Source organism: Paenibacillus zanthoxyli JH29, assembly GCF_000520715.1.
Classification (GTDB): domain Bacteria; phylum Bacillota; class Bacilli; order Paenibacillales; family Paenibacillaceae; genus Paenibacillus_AQ; species Paenibacillus_AQ zanthoxyli.
Window position 1 is genome coordinate 1 of the sequence record NZ_ASSD01000504.1, and the last position, 4,910, is coordinate 4,910.

The 4,910-nt window shown below is 55.7% G+C and carries 3 protein-coding genes; 2 read left to right on the forward strand and 1 reads right to left on the reverse strand.

Annotated elements, in window-relative coordinates:
• Positions 1-389: 389 nt before the first annotated feature.
• Together L691_RS29450 and L691_RS0119270 are read left to right on the forward strand one after the other, a co-directional pair.
• The gene (locus tag L691_RS29450; RefSeq protein WP_025692008.1) at positions 390-986 is read left to right on the forward strand and encodes a hypothetical protein; all 597 of its coding nucleotides are present in this window, start codon (positions 390-392) and stop codon (positions 984-986) included.
• A gap of 52 nt (positions 987-1,038) precedes the next feature.
• Positions 1,039-1,839, forward strand: coding sequence for an aminoglycoside N(3)-acetyltransferase (locus L691_RS0119270; protein ID WP_025692009.1), 801 nt, complete (start codon positions 1,039-1,041; stop codon positions 1,837-1,839).
• Between the two features lie 103 nt (positions 1,840-1,942).
• Here L691_RS0119270 and L691_RS30785 read toward each other — a convergent pair.
• A partial coding sequence (locus L691_RS30785) for an S-layer homology domain-containing protein (RefSeq protein ID WP_025692010.1) occupies positions 1,943-4,910 on the reverse strand: 2,968 nt, incomplete at its 5' end.

Below are 4,910 nucleotides of genomic sequence, written 5' to 3' on the forward strand. Positions count from 1 at the left end.
GGTGCGTCGGCGGAATTCCGATAGCGGTTTATACTGAAGACAATAAGCGCATTGTTTGGTTGCATGCGAATCAACTAATAGTATAGACATGCTCAAAAGCGACGGCTGAAAGCCGCCGCTCTCTGTCACCTCGTTTTTTGAAATATATGAATTCATATTCCGCCTACGGAGCTAAAGTTATTAAATGTGGGGGTTCAGGAAGCATTTACACCCTTCGTTTAAGTATAACGCAAAGTGCGGATAATCACACTTCTGCTGTTCCCGGCGCTTTTTGCACAGGGTGTAATCCGTGTCTCATACCGGGGAGGGGGGCTTTGGTATAATGAGAACAGCCGATGACCGCTTGTTCCTGAGCCGCCTAATCCAAGAATGGAAGCGGGGAAGCATGGATGAATCAAGGAGTAAAAGAAACGGTTGAGCCTAGCGCGGGAGCGGGAACGGCAAAGGCCGGAAAACGGCCGCCCGCCGTGTTGTTTCTTTACGTTTTGCAAGTTTTTTTGGGCGTGGGGGCGATCTTCGGCGGGCTTGCTCTCATTATCGATCCAAGCGGAAGCATGATGGGAATGCCGGCGGATACGGTGCTGCGGCGTCCCCCTTTTTCCAGCTATTTGTTCCCAGGTATTTTATTGCTGGCGGTATTCGGAGTGTTTCCGCTCTTTGTGCTGTACGGTATGGTCAAAAGACCGCGCTGGGCATGGGCCGACGCGCTTAATCCTTTTAAAGAGCTGCATTCGGCGTGGACATTATCATTATATGTGGGATTCGGACAAATTATCTGGATTATGGTGGAAACTTATATTATGAACGCGGTCAGCCTTGTGCACGTTTTTTACATGAGTCTTGGACTGCTCATTCAGATCGTGACTCTCCTGCCTTCGGTCCAGCGGTTCTTTCAGCTGCCTCACTCGCCGGAGAGCCATGGGGGAGATGATGGAAAGGGCGGGCGCAGTCTCAAGGTAAAGATAAACAGCCCGGGGCGGCTCTAAGAAGATACAGTCTTGGCTGCCTGAAGTATGTTACAAGATCGGAGATCATCATATGAGAGAAATACAGGGGAATTTGATTACGGTAGAGACGCTGGCGGAGGACCTTCGGCGGCTTGGCCTGCTGGAAGGCATGACGGTGCTGCTGCATTCCTCCTTTAAATCGCTGGGCGAATGGGTGGCTGGCGGACCGGCCGCTGTTATTCTGGCGCTTGAACAAGTGTTGGGCGAAGCGGGTACGCTCATCATGCCGACGCATACGACCGATCTGACCGACCCTTCGGGCTGGTGCAACCCCCCGGTTCCGAAAGAGTGGTGGGATACGATACGGGAGCAGATGCCGCCCTACGCTCCGGACTTGACGCTTCCGCGCGGGATGGGCATCATCCCGGAAGCTTTTCGCAAGCAGCAGGGAGTAAGGCGCAGCGGGCATCCGCTGTATTCCTTCGCCGCTTGGGGCAAGCATGCCGATACGGTCACCGCCGGACATGAGCTGCCGTACGGTCTTGGTGACGGATCGCCGCTTGGACGACTGTACGATCTGGACGGCATGGTGCTGCTGCTCGGTGTGGGGCATTTGAATAACACCTCGATACATCTCGCGGAATACCGTGCAAGCTATCCCGGCAAAAAAGAAGTGACCGCCGGCGCCCCGGTCTCCGAGGATGGAGTCAGAAGGTGGGCGTGGTTTCCGGATTGGGAATGGAATTCTGATGACTTTGGTGAAATCGGCGAGGACTATGAAAGAGAGAAGGGGCTGATCCGGCACGGTCTTGTCGCGGCGGCTCCCGCGCAGCTCATGTCCCAGCGGGCCATCGTCGATTATGCCGTACATTGGATGGAACAGCGGCGCTAAGAGGGTAGAGCGAATCCCATCAACACGCAAAAGAACCTTCAGAACCACTATTGAAGTGGAACTGAAGGTTCTTTGTTAATCGAGTGCTGATACAAAGCGGTGCTCAGTCAATGAATTTCAGCACTTTCAGCGTCTTCTCCAGCATGACCGCCGCTTCTGCGCGGGTTGCCGTGTGCCCCGGAGCGAAGAAGCCGTCCGGGGTGCCCTGGATGATGCCTGCCGCAGCCAGCTCGGCGGCTGACCTTCTGGACCATGCCGTGATTGCTGACTGATCTTTGAATCTACCCAAGGCTTCCCTGTCATCGGGCAGCCACATTCCGGCATGCTTCGTCGCTTTGGACAGGATGGCCGCTATTTCCTGGCGGGTGATCGGGCTGTCCGGATGGAAGCTGTTGTCCGGATAGCCGGAGATCAGTCCCGCCGCCGAGGCCGTCCGGATCGCTCCCGCATACCATTTGGACGGGTTAACATCTGTAAAGTCTGCCGTGCCGTCTACCGCTTCGAGACCCAGCGCCCGTGTAATCAGCGCCGCGAATTCCGCGCGTGTCACCGGTTTCGACGGCGAGAACGCTCCCGTGTCGTTTCCGTTGACAATCAGCTTGGAGGCCAGCAGGTCAATGGACGATTTCGCCCAGTGGCTGGCGATGTCACCGAAAATCTTGGAAGATTCAACGACGGTGTAATAGCTGTTGCTGGCTCGTTTAATGGTAACTTTGGCCGTACCATCCGCATTTGCCGTAAAGACAGAAGGGACGAAGGAAAGCGCGCCCGTATCCGGATCGTACACGACGCCCGTAGCCGTCTTGTTATCCAGCGAACGGCCAACTTGGATCGTTCTTTCCACATACTTGCTGCCGAAATGGTTAATCGGCACGCTGCGGTTTCCGGCTTTGGCTGTGACGGAGAATTGGATGACCGGTGCGGCCAGCGTGAGCGAGCCTTGCTTCGCGGCGGCCTGGTTAACTCCGGCGGTTGTGGCTGCATCCGCAGGCTTAATGGCGACGGTAACGGTAAAGTCGCCCGTTCCGAGCTGAGTCGTAATCGCCGTACCGTTAAGTACGCTCAGCGGCAGCGAGTAGGAAGCATTCCCTGTGTCAAAGGTCAGTACGAGCTCAGGTGTCGCGGCAGCCTGCTGAAGCAGCGCACTGCCCGGAAGCACGACTTCCGCGCCGCCTGCGGAGGCGGCAACCGGGATGACCAGCTCGCTGCTGCCGGCAGGCAGAGCTGCCAGACGCTGGGTCAAATCTTCGGCCGTCAGGGTCGTTACCTGAGCTTGAGCCGGTGCCGGACTTGCTGAAGGCGCCGGGGTTGGCGCGGTCACGGTTCCGCCGCCGCTTCCGGGCGCAGGCGAAGCCGAATCGCCTTTCAAATTGGTGATCCGGCCTTCAAGGCTGATGTTCACCTGACCGATTTTGCCTAAATATTCATCCAACACTTCATAGTCCGGCATGTACAGTTCATAATAGCGTCCATCCGCCTTGGCCCCCGCCAGCGCCCGGTAGAAGTCGCCTCCTCCGGCCATGAAGGAGTTTGTGGACAAAATATAGTAGCCTTCCGGGTCAACCGAAGCGTAGCTGCCGTCCGGCTGTTTGATCTCCACCGATACGATTCGATTGCCTTCCTGCTTGACCTGATTGGTAGCCAGATCGACGATTTCCGGTTGTTTCGCCGAATCGAAAGTGTACCGCATTCCCGATACCTGCGGGAACCGTCCCTGATCCGCTTCCAGGCCGCTGACGCCGTTTTCCAGAGATGAAATGATTTCCTTGCCGGTAACCTTGAGGGCTACAAGGCTGTTGTTGAACGGCATGGTGGTCAGTACTTCGCCGAGTGTAATGTCGCCCTGGTTAATCGGAGCCCGGATGCCGCCGCCGTTTTGAATGGCTACAAAGCCCTTAATGGAAGACAGTTCGGACGGGGAGAGCAGTTTGCTAACCAGTTCCGTAGATTTGCTGTTGATGCTGTCAGCGATCAGGTTGCCGAGCGGTATTTCTTCCTGCCGCGCCACGCGCACCATTTTACCGTCGATCATACGATGAGTGTACAGATCCGTGTAGGTATAGCCGACAACGGTCTGACGGACGGTTTCTAGCTGGGCGTCATACGGGGCGAGCATCGATTTGGCTTCCGCGTCTTCCGCGTATTTGGCAACATCCAGCAGTCTGCCGGAGAAGCTAGTGAGCTGGCCGCTGGTGTTAAAGGAGACATCGAGCTCCCCGAGATTTTGTCCGTATTCGCCCGTCTGCACAATGAGTGTGGTGTCTCCGGTGCTTCCGTGCGGAACCTCTACCGGAACGTCGAGCTTCGTATGGGTATGGCCGCCAACGATAATGTCGATTGCAGGGACTTCCACCGCGAGCTGTTGGTCAATGTTATACCCGAGGTGGGAAAGGGCGATGATCTTGTTAATGCCTTTCGCTTGCAGCATGCTTACTGCCTGTTCTGCGCTTGTCTTGTAATTCTCGAAGGTGATTTTGTCCCCCGGAGACGAGAGTCCGACGGTTTCTTCCGTGGTTAGGCCGAAAATGCCGACTTTCTCGCCGTAAACATCCTTGACGACAGTGGGGTAAATATTGCCGTTCTTGGCAGGGTTGCCGGGGTCGCCGATCAGTCCGGTTTCATTGTGATACAGCCCGGCAAGTTCGCTGTTGTGCGTTGTAAAATCGATGTTGGCGTTGACGAACGGGAATGAGGCCCCGTCCATGAAGGTTTTTAACGTAGGCAGTCCTTTGTCGAATTCATGGTTGCCGAAAGTCATGGCGTCGTAGCCGATGTAATTCATGAACTTCAGGTCGGCCAGACCCTCGAATTTTGTAAAATAGAGCGTTCCAGAGAAAACGTCGCCCGCGTCCAGCAGGATCGAATTGCCGGTACGCTCGCTCTTGATCGCCGAAATTCGTTTGGTGACATTTTCAAGATGGCCGTGCGTGTCGTTTGTGTGCAGCACACGGAGTTTGAAATCCTGGTCAGAGTAGGTAGCCAACTGCACGGTTGCCGCATCCGGAACAGCGGCGGGATTTTCCGCTTGCGTTGCTCCTGCCGCATAGGCTTGTCCGCTGCCGTAATTGACG